The organism is Mycobacterium sp. 2-64, assembly GCF_035918375.1.
Lineage (GTDB): Bacteria > Actinomycetota > Actinomycetes > Mycobacteriales > Mycobacteriaceae > Mycobacterium > Mycobacterium intracellulare.
The window spans coordinates 1,893,970-1,914,836 of sequence record NZ_CP142361.1 but is presented as its reverse complement, the minus strand read 5'-3'; the positions used below and the strand labels follow the sequence as shown (position 1 = coordinate 1,914,836).

At 70.2% G+C, this 20,867-nt stretch carries 22 protein-coding genes; 4 read left to right on the top strand and 18 right to left on the bottom strand.

Annotation, left to right across the window (positions count from 1 at the left end; all coding sequences use genetic code 11):
* Window positions 1–126: 126 nt before the first annotated feature.
* The 6 genes from QGN31_RS09445 to QGN31_RS09420 form a co-directional block, all read right to left on the bottom strand.
* Complete coding sequence (locus QGN31_RS09445; protein WP_008258230.1) at window positions 127–2,988, bottom strand: aminotransferase class I/II-fold pyridoxal phosphate-dependent enzyme; 2,862 nt, start codon at window positions 2,986–2,988, stop codon at window positions 127–129.
* A gap of 95 nt (window positions 2,989–3,083) precedes the next feature.
* Entirely contained in the window at window positions 3,084–3,470 is a 387-nt protein-coding gene (locus QGN31_RS09440; RefSeq protein ID WP_014942485.1) for a hypothetical protein, read from the bottom strand.
* Entirely contained in the window at window positions 3,467–3,976 is a 510-nt protein-coding gene (gene nusB, locus QGN31_RS09435; RefSeq protein ID WP_008258232.1) for a transcription antitermination factor NusB, read from the bottom strand. The genes QGN31_RS09440 and nusB overlap by 4 nt, the downstream gene beginning before the upstream one ends.
* Window positions 3,973–4,536: an elongation factor P gene (efp, locus tag QGN31_RS09430; protein WP_007171952.1), complete on the bottom strand. Its 564-nt coding sequence runs from the start codon at window positions 4,534–4,536 to the stop codon at window positions 3,973–3,975. Before efp ends, nusB begins: the two co-directional genes overlap by 4 nt.
* Window positions 4,537–4,652: 116 nt before the next feature.
* Entirely contained in the window at window positions 4,653–4,877 is a 225-nt protein-coding gene (locus QGN31_RS09425; protein ID WP_142305272.1) for a hypothetical protein, read from the bottom strand.
* A 35-nt stretch (window positions 4,878–4,912) separates the two neighbouring features.
* Window positions 4,913–6,022, bottom strand: coding sequence for a M24 family metallopeptidase (locus QGN31_RS09420; protein WP_041787077.1), 1,110 nt, complete (start codon window positions 6,020–6,022; stop codon window positions 4,913–4,915).
* Window positions 6,023–6,055: 33 nt separating this feature from the next.
* Between QGN31_RS09420 and QGN31_RS09415 the strand changes: the two genes are divergently transcribed.
* On the top strand, window positions 6,056–6,739 hold the full coding sequence (locus QGN31_RS09415) for a B-4DMT family transporter (protein ID WP_193375508.1): 684 nt from the start codon (window positions 6,056–6,058) through the stop codon (window positions 6,737–6,739).
* Here QGN31_RS09415 and aroQ read toward each other — a convergent pair.
* The 4 genes from aroQ to aroC are packed head-to-tail and all read right to left on the bottom strand — an operon-like array spanning window position 6,736 to window position 9,987.
* The gene (gene aroQ / locus QGN31_RS09410; RefSeq protein WP_008258236.1) at window positions 6,736–7,170 is read right to left on the bottom strand and encodes a type II 3-dehydroquinate dehydratase; all 435 of its coding nucleotides are present in this window, start codon (window positions 7,168–7,170) and stop codon (window positions 6,736–6,738) included. The two genes, QGN31_RS09415 and aroQ, sit on opposite strands and share 4 nt — an antisense overlap.
* Window positions 7,167–8,261, bottom strand: coding sequence for a 3-dehydroquinate synthase (gene aroB / locus QGN31_RS09405; RefSeq protein ID WP_014942488.1), 1,095 nt, complete (start codon window positions 8,259–8,261; stop codon window positions 7,167–7,169). The genes aroQ and aroB overlap by 4 nt, the downstream gene beginning before the upstream one ends.
* Window positions 8,258–8,782, bottom strand: a complete 525-nt coding sequence (locus tag QGN31_RS09400; protein ID WP_008258238.1) for a shikimate kinase — start codon at window positions 8,780–8,782, stop codon at window positions 8,258–8,260. Before QGN31_RS09400 ends, aroB begins: the two co-directional genes overlap by 4 nt.
* Window positions 8,782–9,987: a chorismate synthase gene (gene aroC, locus QGN31_RS09395; protein ID WP_008258240.1), complete on the bottom strand. Its 1,206-nt coding sequence runs from the start codon at window positions 9,985–9,987 to the stop codon at window positions 8,782–8,784. The genes QGN31_RS09400 and aroC overlap by 1 nt, the downstream gene beginning before the upstream one ends.
* Window positions 9,988–10,150: 163 nt before the next feature.
* On the opposite strand from aroC, the gene QGN31_RS09390 reads away from it, so the two are divergent.
* Entirely contained in the window at window positions 10,151–11,224 is a 1,074-nt protein-coding gene (locus QGN31_RS09390) for an LLM class flavin-dependent oxidoreductase (protein WP_014942489.1), read from the top strand.
* A 5-nt stretch (window positions 11,225–11,229) separates the two neighbouring features.
* Here QGN31_RS09390 and QGN31_RS09385 read toward each other — a convergent pair whose 3' ends face one another.
* From QGN31_RS09385 to QGN31_RS09360, 6 genes are all read right to left on the bottom strand, one after another.
* A complete protein-coding gene (locus QGN31_RS09385) occupies window positions 11,230–11,667 on the bottom strand; it encodes a prepilin peptidase (RefSeq protein WP_014942490.1) in 438 nt (145 codons plus the stop codon).
* A 10-nt stretch (window positions 11,668–11,677) separates the two neighbouring features.
* Window positions 11,678–12,463 carry a shikimate dehydrogenase gene (locus QGN31_RS09380; protein WP_029385085.1) on the bottom strand — a complete coding sequence of 262 codons (786 nt, stop codon included), beginning with the start codon at window positions 12,461–12,463 and terminating at the stop codon, window positions 11,678–11,680.
* A 79-nt stretch (window positions 12,464–12,542) separates the two neighbouring features.
* Window positions 12,543–13,787 (bottom strand): endolytic transglycosylase MltG, encoded by a 1,245-nt coding sequence (gene mltG / locus QGN31_RS09375; RefSeq protein ID WP_008258249.1) that lies wholly within the window; start codon window positions 13,785–13,787, stop codon window positions 12,543–12,545.
* The gene (gene ruvX / locus QGN31_RS09370; RefSeq protein ID WP_008258252.1) at window positions 13,780–14,292 is read right to left on the bottom strand and encodes a Holliday junction resolvase RuvX; all 513 of its coding nucleotides are present in this window, start codon (window positions 14,290–14,292) and stop codon (window positions 13,780–13,782) included. Before ruvX ends, mltG begins: the two co-directional genes overlap by 8 nt.
* The gene (gene alaS / locus QGN31_RS09365; RefSeq protein ID WP_009955913.1) at window positions 14,293–17,007 is read right to left on the bottom strand and encodes an alanine--tRNA ligase; all 2,715 of its coding nucleotides are present in this window, start codon (window positions 17,005–17,007) and stop codon (window positions 14,293–14,295) included. It lies immediately after the preceding gene.
* A 131-nt stretch (window positions 17,008–17,138) separates the two neighbouring features.
* Complete coding sequence (locus tag QGN31_RS09360; RefSeq protein ID WP_008258256.1) at window positions 17,139–17,528, bottom strand: secondary thiamine-phosphate synthase enzyme YjbQ; 390 nt, start codon at window positions 17,526–17,528, stop codon at window positions 17,139–17,141.
* Between the two features lie 164 nt (window positions 17,529–17,692).
* Between QGN31_RS09360 and QGN31_RS09355 the strand changes: the two genes are divergently transcribed.
* Window positions 17,693–18,313: a putative quinol monooxygenase gene (locus QGN31_RS09355; protein WP_014385287.1), complete on the top strand. Its 621-nt coding sequence runs from the start codon at window positions 17,693–17,695 to the stop codon at window positions 18,311–18,313.
* 153 nt (window positions 18,314–18,466) lie between these two features.
* A complete protein-coding gene (locus QGN31_RS09350) occupies window positions 18,467–19,090 on the top strand; it encodes a hypothetical protein (protein ID WP_008258260.1) in 624 nt (207 codons plus the stop codon).
* 13 nt (window positions 19,091–19,103) lie between these two features.
* Here the strand turns inward: QGN31_RS09350 and QGN31_RS09345 are convergent, their stop codons facing one another.
* Together QGN31_RS09345 and QGN31_RS09340 are read right to left on the bottom strand one after the other, a co-directional pair.
* Complete coding sequence (locus QGN31_RS09345; RefSeq protein ID WP_009955916.1) at window positions 19,104–19,439, bottom strand: hypothetical protein; 336 nt, start codon at window positions 19,437–19,439, stop codon at window positions 19,104–19,106.
* The gene (locus QGN31_RS09340) at window positions 19,436–20,800 is read right to left on the bottom strand and encodes a replication-associated recombination protein A (RefSeq protein WP_043955108.1); all 1,365 of its coding nucleotides are present in this window, start codon (window positions 20,798–20,800) and stop codon (window positions 19,436–19,438) included. The genes QGN31_RS09345 and QGN31_RS09340 overlap by 4 nt, the downstream gene beginning before the upstream one ends.
* Window positions 20,801–20,867: the final 67 nt, after the last annotated feature.

Here is a 20,867-nt window from a genome sequence, read left to right as displayed (position 1 = left end):
CCCAGCCGCATTGCGCCGGGTCCCGTTCGCGCCCGACCAGCGGAAACCTCGGACCGACGCGCCATTGCGCCACCTGCGGCGATCCGCCGGTGTTGCGATCTGGATGAGCAGAACCCGACGCGCGCGTCAGGTGTTGTCGGCGACCGACGGCACCGCCGGCGCGCCGTTGCGCGCCCCGTTCATGCCGGAGGCGACGGAGGCGTCTGCGGGCAGCTCGAACGCCGCGGTCACCGAGCCCACCGCGGCCGCCGCGGCGTTGCGTTGCGCTTCCATGCGCGCCAGCGCCGTCTCCGTGAAGACCGACAGCCCCAAATCGGGGTTGTAGCCGTGGATTTCCTTGACGTCGAGCTGGGCCAGGAAGTAGACGATCTCCTTGGAGACAACCTGGCCGGGCACCAGCACCGGGAAGCCCGGCGGGTAGGGCACCACGAACGTCGTCGACACCAGCGTCTTGCCCTCGGCCAGCCGCCGGCCCGCCATGCCGATCAGCACGTGCTCGCGATCGGCCTCTTCGTATCCGGCGTAGAACGCCGACCGCATGTCGCCGAAGTTGCATTCGTCGACGGGCCGGAACGCGACGTCGAACTCGCTGAAGTCGGGCAGGTGCGGCAGGTCCTCGGTGATCTCCTCGACGTGGCGTTGCTGCAGCGCCCGGTCCGCCACGCTCGCCGCCTTTTCGGTGCGGTCGAAATCGATTGCCACCCTCCGCAACACGTCGAGCAGGTAGTGCACGCTCGACCAGGTGACGCCGATCGTGAAGATCAACAACACGCTGTTGATCGACGTCTTGTTGATCTGGATGCCGAACCGCTCCATCAGGATCTTCTCGCGGAAGTCGTAACCGTTCATCCCGGTCGCGCCGACGAACAGGGTCACGCGCGTCGCGTCCAGCACGAACTGGTCGGAGCGCCACGCCTCGTTCCATTCGGCCAGCGCGCCCTGCCTGACCTCGCGGTACGAACTGACCGACGACTCCCGGAATTCCTCGGGCACCAAATCGGATTCGTCGAGGATGCGGAACCACTTGCTGATCAGCCGGTCCTTGCGGACCCGGTGCCGGAAGACCAGCGCCATGTCGTAGACCTGCCGGACGAGTTGGAAACCCTCGATGTCGACCTGGCGGCGGGCCAGGTCCAGCGACGCGAGCAGCTGCTGGTTCGGTGAGGTCGACGTGTGGGTCAAAAACGCCTCCCCGAACGCGTCGCGGGTGAGCGCGTTGAAATCCTGGTCACGGACGTGGATCATCGACGCCTGCCGCAGCGCCGACAGCGATTTGTGCGTGGAGTGCGTCGCGTAGACGCGGACCCGCGCGCTCGCCGGATCGGGCATCAGCTCACGCTCGATCCACTCCGACCGGTCGACCCCGTCCATCGACGCGGCCCATTTCCGGTATTCCTCAACGTATTCCGGCGATGCCAGCATGTGCTCGAGCCGTTCGGCGGCCACCATCGCGGTCCGCTGCCGCGCCCACGGCACCGCCGTCGCGAAGGCGTACCACGCCTCGTCCCACAGAAAGCAGATGTCCGGCTTGATCGCCAGCACCTCCTGCATGACCTGCAGCGGGTTGTAGACGACGCCGTCGAACGTGCAGTTGGTCAACAGCAGCATCCGCACGCGGTCCAGTTGTCCCGCCGCCTCCAGGTCCAGCAGCGTCTGCTTGATGGTGCGCAGCGACACCGCCCCGTAGATCGCGAACTGCGGCAACGGATAGGCGTCCAGGTAGAGCGGGTAGGCGCCGGCCAGCACCAGCCCGTAGTGGTGCGACTTGTGGCAGTTGCGGTCGATCAGCACGATGTCGCCGGGCCGGGTCAGCGACTGCACGACGATCTTGTTGGCGGTCGACGTCCCGTTGGTGACGAAGTAGGTGTGGTCCGCGTTCCACGTTTTCGCGGCCTTGTCCATCGCCTTCTTGATGTTGCCGTGCGGGTCGAGCAGCGAGTCCAGACCGCCGGAGGTGGTGGAGGTTTCGGCCATGAAGATGTTGCGGCCGTAGAACTCCCCCATGTCCTGCAGCGACCTGGAGTTGAAGATGCTGGCGCCGCGCGCGACGGGCAGCGCGTGGAACTGGCCGACCGGCGCCGCCGCATACGCCCGCAGCGCGTCGAAAAACGGTGTGGCATAACGGTTCCGCAGCCCGGCGAGCACCGTGCTGTGCAGATCGGTGACGTCGTTGAGCCGGTAGAACGTCCGGTCGTAGACGTCGGGCTCGCTGTCGTCGCCCGCCGCGATCGACTCGTCGGTGAGCAGGTACAGGTCGATGTGGGGCCGCAGCTCCCTGATCCATTCGCCGCACTCCACCCAGTCGTTGGCGCGGTCGGGGATGACGCCGTCCGCGTCCTCGTTGGGCCCGAGCAGCGTGTTCATCAGCGGCAGCCGGTCACGCGAGCGCAGCGGCAGGTCGTCGCGGATGATCGCGGCCTGGATCTCCCCGTTCAAAGCGACGGCGGTGATCGCGTCCTCGACGCTGGGGACGACCAGGATCTCGAACTGCACGTCGTCGGACGGGCAACGCAGCGCCCGCAGGCATTCGGCCAGGCTGTCCGGCGCCGTGCTGGGGGCGTCGTCGGCGAGCAACACGGTGTAGAAGTGCTGCTGTTTGGCCTGCGCCACCAGCTCCTGGTCATCCAGCGGCGCCGAGGTGTCGAAAAGGCCTGCGCGGTCGCCGTATTCGCTCAGCAGCCGCACGGCCAGGGAGACCTCTTCGGTGAGCCGCACCGTGGACAGGCTCTCCAGGTGCGCGCGGAAGACCGCCAGGTTTTCCGCCCCCGGGTACAGCCAGTAGCGCTCGTAGGCGGCGATGCGGTCCATCAGACGCTTCACCCGGGCCACGTCGTGGGTTTTGTCCAAGCCGGCGAGATCCACCTCGGCGAGGTGGCGGCACGCGTCGTCGAGCAGGTTCCAGGTGTCGACCCGGGCGTAGGACGGGTTGGCCACCGCCGCCAGCGCGGAGACTCGAAGTCGTCGCGGCTGGGTGCTGTATCGGATCATGACCTCACCTGTTCTTCTCGGATCGCCGCCGCTGCAGTCCAACTCGTATTGTCAACCCGCCGCGTCCCGACCGTGGCCGTTTCACCTGAGCTTGATCAGCGATCCGGCTCGTCACCACCTTCGATCATCCGCCGGTTTGACCGGGCGTCCGCCCACCGCAGCACGGGCAGCTCCCGGCTACGGGCCGGCAGGTCGGTGACGTCGCTGAGCGCTCGCACCACGCCCTGCGTCAGGCCCATGATCGCGGCCATCACCGGCAGCAGCGGCTGCAGCGGCCGGGCCGCCGAACGCACCGTGCTGATGCGGCGGGCGACGGCCACCCGTTCGACGCAGTGATACAGCCAGGCGCCCACCCCCAGCGCGAAGATCGAGAGCACCGAGGCGACGATGGTCCACCCGTAGGCGGCGCACACCACGGCACCCACCACCACCGCCGCGGCCAGCACGGCCGCAACGACCAGGCGCAGCTCCAACCGGGTCATGGCTGCGGTCCGTGGTCCTCCGCTGTGCCCGGGGCGTCGGAACCCGCCGCGCCCCGAACGGCCTGGGCGGCCGCCCTGATCTGCGGGGTGACCAGCATGACGTGGCCGAGCACCCCGTTGACGAAGCCCGGCGAGTCGTCGGTGGACAGCTCCTTGGCCAGCTGGACGGCCTCGTCGACGGCGACCGGCTCCGGCACGTCGTCGGCGTAGAGCAGCTCCCACACCGCGACCCGCAGGATGGCGCGGTCGACGGCGGGCAGCCGGTCCAGCGTCCAGCCCTGCAGATGCGAGCTGATCAGGTCGTCGACGTGTGCGGCGTGTTCGCCGACGCCCCGCGCCACCGCCGCCGTATACGGCTGCAGGGGCGCGATTTCGGGGTTCGCCTCGGCGAGCCCGGTGCGGACGTCGACCACCTCCGCGGGGCTCAATCCGCGCGCCTCGGCTTCGAACAACAGGTCGACGGCGCGCTTGCGAGCCTGATGTCGCCCTTTAACGGGCCGGCTCACGCGTTGACACGTCCCAGGTAGCTGCCGTCGCGGGTGTCCACCTTCAGCTTGTCCCCGGTGTTGATGAACAGCGGCACCTGAATCTCGGCCCCGGTTTCCACGGTGGCGGGTTTGGTGCCGGCGCTGGACCGGTCGCCCTGCAGGCCGGGCTCGGTGTGGGTGACCTCCATCTCGACCGACACCGGCAGCTCGATGTAGAGCGGCGCCCCGTTGTGGAACGCCACCTGCACCGGCAGACCCTCGAGCAGGAACCGGGCGGCGTCGCCGACCAGCGACTCCGGCAGCGGATGCTGCTCGTAGTCCTGGCTGTCCATGAACACGAAGTCCGAGCCGTCGCGGTACAGGTAGGTGGTGTCGCGCCGGTCCACGGTCGCGGTTTCCACCTTCACCCCGGCGTTGTACGTCTTGTCGACGACCTTGCCTGACAGCACATTCTTCAGCTTGGTGCGCACGAACGCCGGGCCCTTGCCGGGTTTGACGTGCTGGAACTCGACGATCTGCCACAGCTGGCCGTCGATCACCAGCACCAGTCCATTCTTGAAATCGGCAGTGCTTGCCACGGTTCGGTACGTCTCCTCGGGGATGGACAGTCGTCTAGGGAACTGTCGGCCAGTTTAGAGTGCTCGCCGGCGCGGGCCCGCGGCCCGGGGTCGGGGGCGCTGACGGGTGGAACGTGTCAGCGGTGGGCGTGTTGTCCGTCGACCCGGGATGGTTCCTCGGGCGACGCCAACGGCTTGATCATCGTCAACAGCGGGACGCGCAGCGTCACCCCGCTGGCGAACGGCAGCCGCACGGCGAAATAGACGATGTCCATCTCCAGCCGTGTCTCGCGTAGGGGCTGGGCGTACATGTCCCACCGGAAATCCCGCAGCCGCGCCAACCCCCGTGCCACCCCGTTCACGCCCCCGACCTTACTCGGGCGCGCAACCCCCCGAGCTAGGAGAGAACGGCCAGCTCCTTGGGGAATTTGGTCAGCAGTTCCGGGGCCTGCGCGCGGCCCTCTTCCGGCACCACCAGGGTGTCCTCGATGCGGACGCCGCCGCGGCCGGGCAGGTAGACCCCGGGTTCCACGGTCACCACGGACTCGCCCAGCAAGGTGCCGGTGGACGTGGCGCCGATGCCCGGCGCCTCGTGGATCTCCAGACCCACGCCATGACCCAGGCTGTGGCTGAACTGCTCGCCGTAGCCGGCGTCGGCGATCACCTGGCGGGCCGCGGCGTCCACCCCGCGCAGGTCGGCGCCGGCGCGCAGCGCCTCCCGGCCGGCCCGCTGGGAGTCGGCGACCAATTGGTAGATCTCCAGCTGCCAGTCGGCGGCCTTGCCGAGCACGAACGTGCGGGTCATGTCGGAGTGGTAGCCGCCGACCAGCGCGCCGAAGTCGATCTTGACGAAATCACCGGCCGCCAGCGCGGCGTCGGTGGGGCGATGATGCGGGATCGCCGAGTTCGGCCCCGCGGCCACGATGGTCTCGAACGAGATCGCGTCGGCGCCGTGGTCGAGCATCAGGGCCTCGAGCTCCCGGCTGACCTCGCGTTCGGTGCGGCCGGGCCGCAGCCCGCCGCGCGCCACCAGGTCGGTGAGCGCGGCGTCGGCCGCCTCGCAGGCCAGGCGCAGCAGGGCGACCTCACCGGCGTCCTTGACCTCGCGCAACGCCTCGACGGTTCCGGCGGCCTTCACCAGTTCGGTGGGCGCCTTCCGGTCGTTCAGCTCGCCGGTCAGGGCGTCGAATCCGTCGACGGTCACCACGTTGCTTTCGAAACCCAGCTTTCGCGCGCCGGCCGCGGCGGCCTGCCCGACCAGGTAGCGCCCCAGCGCGCGCTCGATGGCGACCTCCAAGTCCGGCGCCTGCTCGGCGGCCTGGGTGCGGTACCGGCCGTCGGTCGCCAGCAGGGGGCTTCGATCGTCGGCGAACACCAGCAACGCGCCGTTGGACCCGGTGAATCCCGAGAGATAACGGACGTTGACCAGGTCCGTGACCAGCAGCGCATCCAATCCGCTGGTCTGCAGCCGCGCTCTGAGCCTGTCTCGACGCTGTGAATGTGTCACGGGTCTTGACGGTACTCGCTACGCTTTTGGGCCATGAGTAACTGGATGCTGCGCGGATTGGTGTACGCCGCGGCGATGGTCGTCGTTCGATTGTTCCAAGGTGCGCTGATCAACGCGTGGCAGACCCAGGCGGGTTTGTTCAGCGTGGTGCTGCTGCTGCTGTTCGTCATCGGGGTCGCCGTGTGGGGGGTTCTGGACGGCCGGGCCGACGCCATCGCCAACCCCGATCCGGACCGCCGCGGCGACCTGGCGATGACCTGGCTGCTGGCCGGCCTGGTCGCGGGCCTGCTCAGTGGCGCCGTCTCCTGGCTGATCGCGCTGGTGTACACCGGCCTGTACACCGGTGGGCTGATCAACGAGGTGACGACGTTCGCGGCGTTCACCGCGCTGTGCGTCTTCCTGCCCGGCATCATCGGCGTGACCATCGGCCGCTGGCGGGTGGACCGCAATCCCCCGCCGCGCCGGCCCGGCACTGACGAGGAACGCGCCGACACCGACGTGTTCTCGGCGGTGCGCGCCGACGACGCGCCCACCGGTGAGATTCCCGCGGCCGGCGCCCAGACCGAGGAGCGGACCTCCGCGGTCGCCACCGCCGAGCGCGAGGGGCCCACGGAGACGATGCCCACGGAGGAATCCCCCACCGAGACGATCGCCAAGACCGAGGACGACCCGAAGACCGAGGTCATCCCGCCGGCCCGCGAGCCGAAAAAGGACTAGCCGGCGGCGGCCAGGTAACGCAGGGCGAGCAGATAGCCCTGCACGCCCAGCCCCACGATCACTCCGGTCGCGACCGGGCTGAGGTAGGAGTGCCGCCGAAACTCTTCGCGCGCATGCACATTCGAGATGTGCACCTCGATCAGCGGCGCGCTCAATTCCGCGCACGCGTCGCGCAGCGCCACCGAGGTGTGGGTGAGCCCGCCGGCGTTGAGGATCACCGGTTCGCTCGCGTCGGCCGCCGCATGGATCCAGTCCAGTAGCTGCGCCTCGTTGTCGCTTTGTCGCACAACGGCTTTGAGGCCGAGCCCGGCGGCTTCGCGCTCGATCAGCGCCGCCAGCTGCTCGTGCGTGGTGTCGCCGTACACGTCGGGCTCGCGCCGGCCGAGCCGGCCCAGGTTGGGGCCGTTGATCACGTTCACCGTGGTGGTCATGTTTGCGCCTCCGCGAGTCCGGCGTACGCCGCCGCCAACAGCGACGGGTCGGGCCCGGCCAGCCGGCCGGGCTTGGCCAGCCCGTCGAGGACGACGAACCGCAGCACACCGGCGCGCGACTTCTTGTCCCCCGCCATGTATTCGAGCAACTGAGGCAACGCGTCGGCGTCGTAGCTGACCGGCAGGCCGAGCGCGGACAGGATGGTGCGGTGGCGCTGCGCGGTGGCGTCGTCGAGGCGTCCGGCGAGGCGGGCCAGTTCCGCGGCGAAGACCAGCCCCACCGATACCGCCGCGCCGTGCCGCCACTCGTAGCGCTCCCGGCGTTCGATCGCGTGCCCCAATGTGTGCCCGTAGTTGAGGATCTCGCGCAGCTCGGACTCCTTCTCGTCGGCGGCGACGACCTCCGCCTTGACCGCGATCGCGCGGCGGATCAGCTCCGCGAGCACCTCACCGGAAGGGTCCACGGCGGCTTTCGGGTCGGCCTCGATGAGGTCGAGGATCACCGGATCGGCGATGAAGCCCGCCTTGACGATTTCGGCCATCCCGGCGACGAGTTCGTTGTGCGGCAACGTTTGCAGCGTCGCCAGATCGACGAGGACCGCGCGCGGCTGGTGGAACGACCCGACCAGATTCTTCCCCGCGTCGGTGTTGATGCCGGTCTTGCCGCCGACGGCCGCGTCGACCATGCCCAGCAGCGTCGTGGGCACGTGCACGATGTCGACGCCGCGCAACCAGGTGGCCGCCGCGAAGCCGGCGACGTCGGTGGCCGCGCCGCCCCCGAGGCTGACCAACGCGTCCTTGCGCCCGATCCCGATGCGGCCCAACACTTCCCACAAAAAGCCCACGACCGGAAGGTCCTTGCCGTCCTCGGCGTCCGGGATCTCGATGCGGTGGGCGTCAACACCCTTGTCCGCCAACCGGCTTCGGATCAGCTCGGCGGTCTCGGCCAGGACCGGTTGGTGCACGATGGCAACCTTGTGCCGGTCGCAGAGCAGCTGCTCGAGCTCCGTCAGCAGGCCGGTGCCGATGATCACCGGGTACGGCGGGTCGACGGCCACCTCGATGGTGACCGGGTCATCATGTGCCCTCACGTGGCCGCCCCCGCCGGTGCCTGCAACCGCGAGACGATGTAGCGGACCACCGCGCCGGGGTTGCGGCGGTTGGTGTCGACGCGGATGGTCGCCGCCCGGCGATACAGCGGACTGCGTTCGGCCATCAGCGCGCGGTATTTGTCGGCGCGGTCGGGCCCGGCCAGCAGCGGGCGCACCGTGTTGCCGCCGGTGCGCCGGACGCCTTCGGTGGCGCTGATCTCCAGGTAGACGACGGTGTGGCCGGCGAGCGCCTCGCGGACGCCGGGGCTGGTGACGGCGCCGCCGCCCAACGACAGCACGCCGTCGTGGTCGGCCAGCGCGGCGCGCACCACGTCCTCTTCGATGCGCCGGAATTCCCGTTCGCCGTCGGTGGCGAAGATCTCGTCGATGCGCCGCCCGGTCCGCTGCTCGATCGCCGCGTCGGTGTCGAGGAAGCCGACGTCGAGCGCCTTGGCGAGCCGGCGCCCGATGGTGGACTTGCCCGACCCCGGCAACCCGATCAGGACCGCTTTGGGCGCCATCACGCCGTGCCCCGGGCGGCCGGCGATTCCCGCTCGGCGACCGCCCGGCGATAGGCCTCGACGTTGCGGCGGGTTTCGGCCAGCGAATCGCCGCCGAATTTCTGCAGTGCGGCGCGGGCCAGCACCAGCGCGACCATGGCCTCGACCACCACGCCGGCGGCGGGCACCGCGCACACGTCCGAGCGCTGGTGGATCGCGACGGCTTCGTCGCCGGTCGCCATGTCGACGGTGGCCAGCGCGCGCGGGACGGTGGAAATCGGCTTCATCGCCGCGCGCACGCGCAGCGGCTGGCCGTTGGTCATGCCGCCTTCGAGCCCGCCGGCGCGGTTGGTCGAGCGGACCACGCCGTCGGGGCCCGGGTACATCTCGTCGTGGGCACGGCTGCCGCGGCGGCGCGCGGTCTCGAATCCGTCGCCGATCTCGACGCCCTTGATCGCCTGGATGCCCATGACGGCGGCGGCGAGCTGGCTGTCGAGCCGGTTGTCGCCGCTGGTGAACGAGCCCAGCCCGACGGGCAGGCCCAGGGCGACCACCTCGACCACACCGCCGAGGGTGTCGCCGTCCTTCTTGGCCGCTTCGATCTCGGCGATCATCGCCTTTTCGGCCGCCTCGTCGTACGCGCGGACCGGGCTGGCGTCGATCGCGGCCAGGTCCCCCGGGCCCGGCGGCGGGCCCTCGTAGGGCGCCGACGGGCCGATCGCGATCACGTGCGAGAGCACCTCGACGCCCAGCGCCTGGCGCAGGAACGACCGGGCGACGGTCGCCGCGGCGACGCGGGCCGCGGTCTCCCGCGCGCTGGCCCGTTCCAGGACCGGCCGGGCGTCGTCGAAGCCGTACTTGAGCATGCCCGCGTAGTCGGCGTGGCCGGGCCGCGGCCGGGTCAGCGGGGCGTTGCGCGCGCTGTCGGCCAGCTCGCCGGGGTCGACCGGGTCGGGAGCCATCACGGTCTCCCACTTCGGCCATTCGGTATTGCCGATCTCGACGGCGATGGGCCCGCCCAGGGTGACGCCGTGGCGCACCCCGGACAGCACGCTCACCGCGTCCCGCTCGAACGCCATCCGGGCGCCGCGGCCGTAACCGAGCCGGCGGCGGGCCAACTGCTCCGAAATGTCCAGGGAGGTGACCTCCACGCCGGCGACCATGCCTTCGAGCACGGCCACCAGCGCACGGCCATGCGACTCCCCGGCGGTGATCCAACGCAACACGCGTCCCATCTTCCCATGGCGGCTTCCGAAAGCCGATTCGCGCAGCCCGCGGCCGCGGGGAACCGATGCGGGGACTTTCATCCGCCCTGATTCCAGGGGTGACCACGCGATTCGGTCCGCGGCCGGGCCGGGCCGCCGCGGTCGTGTGCCAGCATCTTGTCTGGTGGGTCAATTTCTCTGGTACATACCGAATACCGTCGAGCCCGGCCATCGCGGCGACGACACCGTCGACGGCTGGGGAAGCCTCAACTATTCCGTCGACCTGGCACAGCGCGCCGAGCAACACGGCTGGGACGGCGCGCTGATCGGCACCGGCTGGGGACGTCCGGACACCTTCACGGTCGCGACCGCAATCGCCGCGCGCACCAACCACTTCGCGCCGCTGGTGGCGGTCCGCCCCGGGTATTGGCATCCGGCGCATTTCGCCAGCGCGGCGGCCACCCTCGACCGGCTCAACGACGGCCGGCTCCTGGTCAACATCGTCAGCGGCGCCGACGATCCGGCCGCCTACGGCGACGCCGAGGTCGACAAGTCACGCCGCTACGACCGCACGCGGGAATTCATCCGGCTGCTGCGCCGGTTGTGGCGCGAGGACGACGTCACCCACCGCGGCGAGTTCTACACCGTCGAACACTCGAGCCTGCAGCCCCGCCCGCTCGGTGCGGCCGAGGGCCGGCACCCGACGCTGTACTTCGGTGGGGCATCGGCGGCCGCCGAGCAGGTCGCCGCGACCGACGCCGACGTCCAACTGTTCTGGGGGGAGCCGCTGGACGGGATCGCCGAACGCATCGACCGGCTGAAGTCGTTGTCCGCCAAGCTCGGTCGCGAGCACGCGCCGCTGGAATTCGGTCTCCGGGTCACCACGCTGGTGCGCGACACCTCCGAGCAGGCCTGGCGCGACGCCGAGGCCAAGGTCGCCACCCTGGCCGGAACGCCCACCATGCAGCTGCTGCACGACCCGAAGGGATCCGCGGGCCAGCGGCGGCTGTCCGACCTCGCCGCGCGCGGCGAGGTGCTCGATTCCTGTCTGTATACGACGCCGAGCAAGTACGGCGGGGAAGGCGCCGGGACGACGTGGCTGGTCGGGTCGGCCGCCGAAGTCGCCGCCGCGCTGCGCAAATACGCCGACCTGGGGGTCAGCCATTTCGTGCTGTCGGACACCCCGTACAAGTCGGAGACGGTCCGGCTCGGCGACGAGCTGTTGCCGCTGCTGCGCCCCGCCGTCGTCGGCAACTGAAGGCGTCAGAGCAGCGACAGGCCGATGCCCGCCGCGCTGGCCAGACACATCGACGGCCCGTGCGGCACCGTGCGGCCGCCCCGAGCGCCGCCGCGAATCCGGGCGACCATCCCGACCAGCACGGTCAGCAGCGGCGCACCGAACGCCGCCAGGAACCACACGCCGGCGCCACAACAACCGGTCAGCGCGCCCACGCCGATGGCCAGCTTGACGTCGCCGGCCCCCATCCCGCCCGGCGCCACCCAGTGGACCAGCAGATAGATCGCGGTCAACGCCGCGGCTCCGGCCAGCGCCGACCACCCGCGCCCGGCCACCCCGGCCCCCGCCAGGATCGCCGCGGCGCCGGTCAGGGTCAGCGCGTTGGGCAAGCGCCGTTGGTGGATGTCGTAGCAGCTCAACGCCGCCAACCAGGCCAGCACCAGGCACCCCGCCGCAATCCGCATGCGCGGCAGGCTAATCCGATGCCTCCAGGGCGCAAGCCATGGCCTCGCGGGGCGCCGGCAGCCCGGTGAACTGTTCGACCTGCGCGAAGGCCTGGTGCAACAGCATCTGCACGCCGCTGATCACCCGGCCCCCCGCGGCGCTCACCGCGGCGGCCAGCGGCGTCGGCCACGGGTCGTAGACGGCGTCGAGCAGCACACCGATGCCGGCGAACGTGCCGGCATAGCGGGCGGCCACGTCCGCGGGAATGGTGCTGACCAGCACGTCGGCGGAAGCGACCTCGTCGGCCAGCCCGCCGCCGTCGAGGTCGCAGAACCGCGTCGCGACGCCCATCGCGTGTCCCAGCTCCACCAGCCGGGCCGCCTTGCCGGGATTGCGGGCCACGACGGTGATGCCGCCGACGCCCAGTTGCGCCAGGCCGGCGACGGCCGCCGGCGCGGTGCCGCCCGATCCACAGACCAGCGCCCATCCAGAGGCCGTCGACCCGAGCGCGCCCGCCACCCCGTCGATGTCGGTGTTGTCGGCCCGCCAGCCCGCCGGGGTGCGCACCAGGGTGTTGGCCGACCCCACCCGCTCGGCACGCTCGGTGCGCTCGTCGGCGAACGCCAGGGCGGCGAACTTGCCCGGCATGGTCACCGACACCCCGACCCATTCGGGGCCGAGCCCGCCGACCACCCCGGGCAGCTGGTCGGCGTCGCATTCGATGCGGTCGTAGGTCCAGCCGGTCAGGCCCAGCGCGCGGTAGGCCGCCAGGTGCAGCTGCGGGGATTTCGAGTGGGCGATGGGTTTGCCGAGCACCGCCGCCTTCCGGGGTGCGCCGCTGGCTTGACCGAGCGGCGACCCGCTGCGCCCGGCTTCGCCGCGCTTGCGATCGCCGTCAGCGGGCGGAATCGAGGACACCGTTGTGCTTAGCCAGCTCGATGTTGGCCAGGTGCTGCTGATAATCCTTGGTGAACAGCGTCGTCCCCTGACCGTCGATGGTGACGAAGTACAACCAGTCGCCGGGTTCGGGGTGCTCGGCGGCGTTGAGCGCGTCGACACCGGGCGAACAGATCGCGGTGGCCGGCAGGCCCTGGGACACGTAGGTGTTCCACGGCGTCTTCTGGGCCCGGTCGCCGTCGGTGGTGGCCACCTCCCGGCGGTCCAGCGGGTAGTTGACGGTCGAGTCGAACTCCAGCGTGTGGTGGGCGTGCAGCCGGTTGTAGATGACGCGGGCAACCTTCGCGAAGTCCTGCGACCTGGCCTCCTGCTGCACCAGCGACGCCACCACCAGGATGTCGTAGGGCGACAGGCCCATGGCCTGGGCGGTGTCGACCAGCCCGGACTTCATGTACTCCACCGCCCCGGCGCCGATCAGGTTCGACAGGATGGTCTCGGGCGGCGCGGACGGATCGACGTTGAAGGTCCCCGGCGCGATCAGCCCCTCGATGCGGCGGTGGTCCTTGCCGAGCTCACCGACGGGTTCGGTGGCCCAGGGCGGCACCGCCAACGCCAAGGGAGAACTGTTGGTGGCGGCCGCGCGCAGGTCCTCCACGGAGACGCACCGCTTACTCCCGTCGAAATCCACGCAGGTGGCCCGCGAGATCAGGGTGAAGATGCCGGGGTTGACCACGTTGGTCTTCATGTCGGTGGTGTCGTCGAGCTGCCGGCCCTCCGGGATGACCAGCCGGCCCACCCGGCTGTCGGGGTCGGCTAGCCGCGTGACGGCGTTGGCGGCCGGGATCTCGGTGCGCATCCGGTAGAAACCGGGCTGGATCGAGGAGATCTTGCTGTTGCCGTGCGCGGCGTTGACGAACGCGCGGACGGTCTTGATCACGTGCTCGTTCTGCAGCGTCTCCCCGACCATGGTGGTCGAGTCGCCGTCCTTGATCTGAATCACGATGTCGCGCTTGCCGTTTCCGGTGTAGTCGTCACCGGGACCGAACACGGCGTGCCACAGCTTGCCGCCGGCGAAAACACCCGCCACCACGATGACCGCCACCAGCGCCAGCGCGGTGCGCAGGGCGGTGCGCCGGCGCCGGCGGCCCCGCTCCGCGCGATTGCGGGCGGTGCGGCTCGACCTGCGCCGGGGCGGACCCACGGCCTCGGGTTCGGCGCGTTCACGCCGTGCGCTGTCAACCATCGGCACGCTCCCCGGGCCCGGTCAGGGTCGCGCGGCGCTGATCCAGCCAACTCTGCAGGATGGCCACCGCCGCCGCCTGGTCGATCACCGCACGCTGCTCTTTGGCCCGCACCCCGGCCGCGCGCAGCGATCGCTGCGCGCTCACCGTGGTCAGTCGCTCGTCGGCCAGCCGCACCGGCGTGGGTGCGACGCGGTCGGCCAGCGCGTCCGCCAGCTCGATCGCGTCGATCGCCGAGGGACCGGTGCGGTCGGCCAGCGTGCGCGGCAGCCCGACGACCACCTCGACGGCCTCGAGTTCGGCGGCCAGCGCCGCCAGGCGGCGCAGGTGTTTGCCGGAGCGGTCGCGGCGCACGGTTTCCACCGGGGTGGCCAGGATGGCGTCGGGGTCGCTGCAGGCCACGCCGATGCGGACGCTGCCCACGTCGACGCCGAGCCGCCGGCCCCGCCCGGGGTCCTGGTCAGGATCGCCGGGCCGGTCGGGCGCGCGGTGCTGTGCGGAAACCACTCAACCGACCCGCGCTATCGCGGTGATCTCCGAGCGGATTGCGGCGAGGGCGGCGTCGATGCCGGTCGGGTCCTTGCCGGAGCCCTGCGCCAGGTCGGCCTTTCCGCCGCCGCGGCCGTCGACCGCCGCGGCCAGCTTCTTGACCAGGTCGTTGGCGCGAAGCCCGAGGTCCTGGGCGGCCGGATTGGCCGCGACCGCATACGGCACGCTTCCGCCCTCGCCGTCGGCGATCAGCGCGACCACCGCGGGATCGCCGCCCAGCTTGCCGCGGATGTCACCGACCAGGGAGCGCAGATCGCCCGCCGTCATCCCGCCGGTCATCCGTTGCGCCACCACCCGGACGTTACCGATGCGCTCCGCGCCGGCCGCGGCGTCGGTGGCGGCGGCCTTCGCGCCGGCCAACCGGGCGCGTTCGAGCTCCTTCTCCGCCGCCTTGAGCCGCTCCACCAGGTTGGCCACCCGGGCGGGCACCTCGTCGGACGGCACCTTGAGCGACGACGCCAGCCCGGCCATCAGCGCGCGTTCCTTGGCCAGGTGCCGGAAGGACTCCAGCCCGACGTAGGCCTCGACCCGGCGCACCCCGGAGCCGACCGAGGATTCGCCCAGGATCGTGACCGGCCCGATCTGCGCGGAGTTGTGCACGTGGGTCCCGCCGCACAGCTCCAGCGAGAAGGGCCCGCCGATCTCCACCACCCGCACCTCGTCGGGATAGCGTTCGCCGAACATCGCGATCGCCCCCATGGCCTTGGCCTTTTCGAGTTGCTCGGTGAACGTGTGCACCTCGAAGTCGGCCTGCACGGCCTGGTTGGTCACCTCTTCGATCTGGGTGCGCTGTTCGTCGGACAGGGCGCCCTGCCAGTTGAAGTCGAAGCGCAGGTAGCCCGGCCGGTTCAGCGATCCGGCCTGAACGGCGTTGGGGCCCAACACTTGTCGCAGCGCCGCGTGCACCATGTGGGTTCCCGAGTGGCCCTGGGTGGCGCCCCGCCGCCATTGCGGGTCGACGGCCGCGATGACGGTGTCGCCCTCCACGAATTCCCCGGACTCGACGTTGACCCGGTGCACCCACAGGGTTTTGGCGATCTTCTGCACGTCGGTGACCGCGGCGCGGGCGCTCCCGCTGGCGCCCGTCCCGCTGATGGTGCCCTCGTCGGCGATCTGGCCGCCGGCCTCGGCGTAGAGCGGGGTGCGGTCCAGCACGAGTTCGACGCGGTCGACCCCCTCGGTGCCGTGCGTGACCACCGGCACCCGCTTGCCGTCGACGAAGATTCCCAAAAGCTTTGCCTCGGACGTCAATTCGTCGAAGCCGGTGAATTCGGTGGGGCCGGCGTCGACCAGTTCGCGGTACGCGCTCAGGTCCGCGTGCGCGTGCTTGCGGGCGGCGGCGTCGGCCTTGGCGCGGCGGCGCTGTTCGGCCATCAGCTCCCGGAACCCGACCTCGTCCACCTGCAGGCCGGCCTCGGACGCCATCTCCAGCGTGAGCTCGATCGGGAACCCGTAGGTGTCGTGCAGGGTGAAGGCGTCCGATCCCGAAATCGCCTTCGCGCCTGAGGCTTTGGTGGTGCCGGCGACCTCGTCGAACAGTTTCGATCCCGCCGCCAGCGTGCGGTTGAACGCGGTTTCCTCGGCGACGGCGATGCGCCTGATCCGGTCGAAATCGGCGACGAGTTCGGGATACGACGGGCCCATCGCGTCGCGCACGGTGGCCATCAGGTCGCCGACGATGGGGCCCTCGATGTCGAGCAGCTTGGCCGAGCGGATCACCCGGCGCAGCAGCCGGCGCAGCACATAGCCGCGGCCGTCGTTGCCCGGCGTGACGCCGTCGCCGATCAGGATGGCCGCGGTGCGGCTGTGGTCGGCGATGACCCGGTAGCGCACGTCGTCGTCGTGGTTGCCTTCTGGACCTGACAAGCCGTATCCGCGCGGGGCCCGCGCGGCCACGGCGTCGATGACCGGGCGCAACAGGTCGGTCTCGTAGACGTTGTGCACGCCCTGCAGGATGAACGCGACCCGCTCCACACCCATGCCGGTGTCAATGTTCTTGCGGGGCAACGGCCCGAGGATCTCGAAGTCCTCCTTGCCGGTCCCCTCCCCGCGCTCGTTCTGCATGAACACGAGGTTCCAGATCTCGATGTAGCGGTCCTCGTTGGCGATCGGGCCGCCCTCGACCCCGAATTCGGGTCCCCGGTCGTAATAGATCTCCGAGGACGGGCCGCACGGCCCGGGGATGCCCATCGACCAGTAGTTGTCGGCCATGCCGCGGCGCTGGATGCGCTCGTCGGGCAGCCCGGCGATCTCCTTCCACAGCTGCACGGCCTCGTCGTCGTCGAAATAGACCGTCGCCCAGATGCGTTCGGGATCCAGGCCGTAGCCGCCCTGCTCGACGCTGTTGGTCAGCAGGGTCCACGCCAATTCGATGGCGCGGCGCTTGAAGTAGTCGCCGAACGAGAAATTCCCGGCCATCTGGAAGAACGTGTTGTGCCGGGTGGTGATCCCGACCTCGTCGATGTCGGGAGTGCGGATGCACTTCTGGATGCTGGTGGCGGTCGGGTATTCCGGTGTGCGCGCGCCCAGGAAGTAGGGCACGAACTGGACCATGCCCGCGTTGACGAACAGCAGGTTGGGGTCGTCGAGGATCACCGATGCGCTCGGCACCTCGGTGTGACCCGCCTTCACGAAATGATCAAGAAACCGTTTCCTGATCTCGTGTGTCTGCACTTTCGGAGTCCGCTTCTTTCTCTTACTTCGACGTCTTGTTCCCAGCCTATTCGCCGGGGTATGGGAAGCCCGTCTAACGACGCATTTCGACCGCTCACAGTACCTGCTCGGTGGCGTCGGCTATCGGGCCGCTAACCCTCCAAAAAGCTCAGCCGGACCGAGCGTTGCGGGTTGTCGCGGTTCAGGTCGACCAGCACGATGCTCTGCCAGGTGCCCAGCATCGGCTCCCCGCCGGAGACCGGAACCGTCACCGACGGTGCGACGAGCGCGGGCATCACGTGGTCGGCGCCGTGCCCCTCGGAGCCGTGCGCGTGCCGGTAACGGTCGTCGCGCGGCAGCAGCCGTTCCAGCGTGTCGACCAGGTCGTCGTCGGAGCCGGCGCCCGTCTCGATGATGGCCACCCCCGCCGTGGCGTGCGGGATGAACACGTTGCACAGACCGTCCCCGCGCGACCAGCAGAAGCCGCGCACCGCCTCGGTGAGGTCGACGATGCGGCGGCGGGAGGTGTCCACGTCCAGCACATCGGTATGCATCCGAACCAGCCTACGGCGCGCGCGTCGCGACCAGCCAATCGTTTGTGAGCGCGACCACATTTGGGCATTGCGGCGCGTAACCCGCAGGAGGAAGGTGGTTCATGACCGGTGGCGCCACCGGGGCGCTGCCCCGAACAAAGAGGGGGTGGATCGTGTACGCACGCTCTACCACAATTCAGGCGCAACCCTCGTCGATCGACGCCGGGATAGCGCATGTTCGCGATGAGGTCATGCCCGCGCTGCAAGGCATGCCGGGCTGCATCGGAGTATCCCTTTTGGTCGACCGTCGCTCCGGCCGGTGCATCGCCACCAGCGCCTGGGAGAGCGACGAAGCCATGCGCGCCAGCGGTGAAGCCGTGACCGGAATCCGCGATCGGGCGGCGGAAATGTTCGGGGGCACGACGGACGTCGAGCAGTGGGAGATCGCGGTGCTGCATCGCGACCACCACGCGCCCGACGGTGCGGGCGTGCGTGCGACGTGGGTCATGGTGCCGCCGGAGACCATGGACCAAGGCATCGAGTACTACAAGTCGTCCGTCCTGCCCCAGCTCGAGGGCCTCGACGGGTTCTGCAGTGCGAGCCTGCTGATCGACCGTGCCTCCGGGCGTGGCGTGTCCTCGGCGACGTTCGACAGCATCGACGAGATGGAGCGGAACAGGGAGCAGGCAACCGCGCTGAAGAGCTCCTCGATGCAAGAGGCGCGCGCCGAGGAACTCGATGAATGCGAGTTCGAGCTGGCGCTGGCGCACCTGCGGGTGCCCGAGCTGGTCTGATCTAGAGGGGGTGGTGGACCGGCCGAACCAGGCATTCGGCCGGTCGCCGATCCGCGTCCCGAAAGCATTGCGGCGAGTTGCCCGCAGGAGGAAGGTAACTGGTGGGACCGGTGGCGCCACCGGGGTGCCGCCCCGACAGAGAAGGGGTCGACCGTGTACGCACGCTCTACCACCATCCAGGCGCAACCCCTTTCGGTCGACATCGGAATTGCGCATGTTCGTGACGTCGTCATGCCCGCCCTCAAGGAGATCGACGGGTGGTTGGGGTTGTCGCTGTTGGTCGACCGGCAGTCCGGCACCTGCATCGCCACCAGTTCGTGGGAGACGGTGGAGGCCATGCGCGGCAGCGCCGAGCGGGTCGCGCCCATCCGTGACCGGGCCGCGCTGATGTTCGACGGCAGCGCGCGGGTGGAGGAATGGGACATCGCCCTGCTGCACCGCGACCACCCCTCCCGCCAGGGCGCGTGCGTGCGCGCCACCTGGCTCAAGGTGGTGCCGGACCAGCTGAGCAGATCCCTGGACTTCTACCGGATGGCGGTGCTACCCGAGATGGAGAACCTGGACGGGTTCTGCAGCGCCAGCCTGCTGGTCGACCACCCCAGCTGCCGCCGGGCGGTGACCTGCTCGACGTTCGACTCGATGGACGCGATGGCCCGCAACCGCGACCGCGCCACCGAGCTGCGCAGCCGGCGGGTGCGCGAACTGGGGGCCGAGGTGATCGACGTCGGGGAATTCGAGCTGGCGATCGCCCACCTTCGGGTGCCCGAGCTGGTCTGAGAGCGCACGCGGGTCAGGGCAGCGCGTCGCCGGGGAATCCGCGGCAGGCGTGCACCTGGTAGACGAACACCCCCGCCGCCACCCCCGGGTCGTCGGCCATGATGGCAGCGGTCTCGTCGACGGTCGCGGCGAAAACGCCGATGCCGCAGACGTCGGACTCGTCGGTGACCGGCAGCACCACCGCGAGCACGCCGTCGTCACGCAGTCCGAAGTTGCGCCGGCCGTGCTCCCAGATGATCTGCGCCGACGACTCGTCCCCGAACCTCGGGCCGCGCTTGAGGATGACGACGCTGTATTGCTTGGCGGTGGGCAGCAGTTGGCCCATCTCCTCGTCGCTGAAGGTTTTCATCCCTTGTCACCCCGCTTCCGGCGGATGATCGCGCGCAGCCGCTCCAGTCGGCCCGCCATGTCGCGCTCGAAGCCTCGGGCGGTGGGCCGGTAGTAGTCGACGCCCACCAGCTCGTCGGGTGGGTATTGTTGCGCCGCAACACCATCCGGCTGGTCGTGGGAGTATTTGTAGCCCTGCGCATGGCCCAAGGCCTCAGCCCCCGAATAGTGTCCGTCGCGCAGGTGGGGCGGCACGCGGCCGGCCTTGCCGCCCCTGATGTCGGCCATCGCCGCGCCCAGCGCGGTGGTGACGGCGTTGGATTTCGGCGCGGTGGCCAGGTGAATCGTGCAGTGCGCCAAGGTGAGTTGCGCCTCGGGCATGCCGATCAGCGCGACCGTCTGCGCGGCCGCGACCGCGACCTGCAGCGCGGTCGGGTCGGCCATGCCGATGTCCTCGCTGGCCAGGATCATCAGCCGGCGCGCGACGAACCGAGGGTCCTCCCCGGCGACGAGCATGCGGGCCAGGTAGTGCAGCGCGGCGTCGACGTCCGAGCCGCGCACCGACTTGATGAACGCGCTGATGACGTCGTAGTGCTGGTCGCCGTCGCGGTCGTAACGCACGGCGGCTTCGTCGAGGGACTGCTCGATGGCGGTGACGGTCAGCTCGCCGTCGGGCGGCACCGCCTCGGCGGCGACCTCCAGCGCCGTCAGCGCGCGGCGGGCGTCACCGGCGGCCAGCCGCACCAGGAGGTCGACGGCGTCGGGCGCGACCGCGACCTGCCCGCCCAGGCCGCGTGGGTCGTCGATCGCGCGCTGCACGACGGTGCGGATGTCGTCGGCGCTCAGCGCCCGCAACTGCAGGATCAGCGAGCGGGACAGCAGCGGCGCCACCACCGAGAAGGACGGGTTCTCCGTGGTCGCCGCCACCAGCAGCACCACCCGGTTCTCCACGGCCGACAGCAGCGCGTCCTGCTGGGTCTTGGAGAACCGGTGCACCTCGTCGATGAACAGCACCGTCTGCTCGCCATGGAGGAGCGCGGTTCGGGCCTTTTCTATCACCGCCCGAACGTCTTTCACACCGGCCGACAACGCCGACAGCGCCTCGAACCGGCGCCCGGTCGCCTGTGAGATCAGCGCGGCCAGCGTGGTCTTGCCGCTGCCCGGCGGCCCGTACAGGATGGCCGACGCCACGCCGGAGCCCTCGACGAGGCGGCGCAGGGGCGAGCCGGGCGCCAGCAGGTGGTCCTGCCCGACCACCTCGTCCAGCGACGCCGGGCGCATGCGGACGGCCAGCGGTGAGCCGCTCGACGCGCCCAAGCCGTGATCGTCTGGCAGCGGCGCGCCGGGCAGGTCAAACAGACCGTCGGACACGGATTCAGGCATACCACGAGGGACGGACGTCCGCTGCGGCCCCGGCGATCCGCGCGCACCGGCCGCATCTTTGCTAAGT

Bases quoted from the DNA above. Each gene is read 5' to 3' on its own strand.
- QGN31_RS09445 (WP_008258230.1), bottom strand. From the start codon at position 2,988: ATGATCCGATACAGCACCCAGCCGCGACGACTTCGAGTCTCCGCGCTG.
- QGN31_RS09440 (WP_014942485.1), bottom strand. From the start codon at position 3,470: ATGACCCGGTTGGAGCTGCGCCTGGTCGTTGCGGCCGTGCTGGCCGCG.
- QGN31_RS09415 (WP_193375508.1), top strand. From the start codon at position 6,056: ATGAGTAACTGGATGCTGCGCGGATTGGTGTACGCCGCGGCGATGGTC.
- aroQ (WP_008258236.1), bottom strand. From the start codon at position 7,170: ATGACCACCACGGTGAACGTGATCAACGGCCCCAACCTGGGCCGGCTC.
- QGN31_RS09400 (WP_008258238.1), bottom strand. From the start codon at position 8,782: ATGGCGCCCAAAGCGGTCCTGATCGGGTTGCCGGGGTCGGGCAAGTCC.
- QGN31_RS09385 (WP_014942490.1), bottom strand. From the start codon at position 11,667: ATGCGGATTGCGGCGGGGTGCCTGGTGCTGGCCTGGTTGGCGGCGTTG.
- mltG (WP_008258249.1), bottom strand. From the start codon at position 13,787: ATGGTTGACAGCGCACGGCGTGAACGCGCCGAACCCGAGGCCGTGGGT.
- QGN31_RS09345 (WP_009955916.1), bottom strand. From the start codon at position 19,439: ATGAAAACCTTCAGCGACGAGGAGATGGGCCAACTGCTGCCCACCGCC.
- QGN31_RS09340 (WP_043955108.1), bottom strand. From the start codon at position 20,800: ATGCCTGAATCCGTGTCCGACGGTCTGTTTGACCTGCCCGGCGCGCCG.